Consider the following 971-nt stretch of genomic DNA (forward strand, 5'->3'; position numbering starts at 1 on the left):
GAGCGCGCGGCGTCCACCTGTCTCGTCGACCTGGATTTCCAGAGCGCCAATTGCGGCGCCTATCTCAACTTGTTCAACCAGTTCGACCTTGCCGGCATCATCGGCCAGCCGGAACGGCTCGATGTCGAGTTGATGGACGTCATCAAGCTGTCGCGCCCGTCCGGCCTCACCCTCTACGCATTCGAGCGGCCGCAACTGCCGTTCGAGCCGCATGGCAGCGACTTCGTCTTCCGGCTGCTCGACCTCGTCGCCTACCGCTTCGACGATATCGTCATCGACCTGCCCAATCTCGAAACGCCCTGGCACAATTCCGTGCTGTCAACGAGCGACGAGATCTTCATCGTCTTCGAACTCAATGTCGCGTCGCTGCGGCAAGGCAAGCGGCTCTACAAGAAGATCCGCGAGCTGCGCGGCAATGCGGTCAGCATCACGCTGGTCGCCAACAAGCACAAGCGCAAATGGTTCGGGAACCATTTTTCGCGCAGCGAGCTCGAAAAGATCTTCAAGGCGCCGCACATCAAGTCGGTCGCGCTCGACAACGCGCTTCTGACCGATGCGCTGAACAGGGCCATTCCGCCTTCCGAAGTGGATGGGCGTGCGCGCTTCAACAAGGATCTGAAGCGGATGTTCAAAGAGCGGCTCGATGACGCTGCCCGATAGATATCGGATCGCCCCGAAGCTCGCCGGCGCCTGCGCGCTCGGCATGGCGCTGGCGCTGTCCGTCCACGACTTCGCCGAGGCGCGATCGGCGCTTTCGGAGCGGCCGCCGCTGCCGGCGATGGGGCCCAGCCTGCGCAAGGCCGTTGCCTTTAGAACCGCCGAGCAGCCGGGCACGATCGTCATCCGCAAGGACGAGAAGGCGCTTTACCTCGTCACCCGCCAGGGCCAGGCGCTGCGCTATCAGATCAGCGTCGGGCGCGACGGGTTCGGCTGGACCGGAATCGTCAAGGTCGGGGCGAAGACCGAATGGC

General features: G+C 63.4%; 2 pseudogenes. Both read left to right on the top strand.

The annotated features are described in order from the left end of the window. Nucleotides 1–660 (top strand): annotated as a pseudogene (locus EN893_RS35610) (pilus assembly protein); the annotation flags it as partial. After that, nucleotides 644–971 (top strand): annotated as a pseudogene (locus tag EN893_RS35615) (L,D-transpeptidase); the annotation flags it as partial. The pseudogenes EN893_RS35610 and EN893_RS35615, both read left to right, overlap by 17 nt.

Source organism: Mesorhizobium sp. M7A.F.Ca.CA.004.04.2.1 (genome assembly GCF_004022825.1).
Lineage (GTDB): Bacteria > Pseudomonadota > Alphaproteobacteria > Rhizobiales > Rhizobiaceae > Mesorhizobium.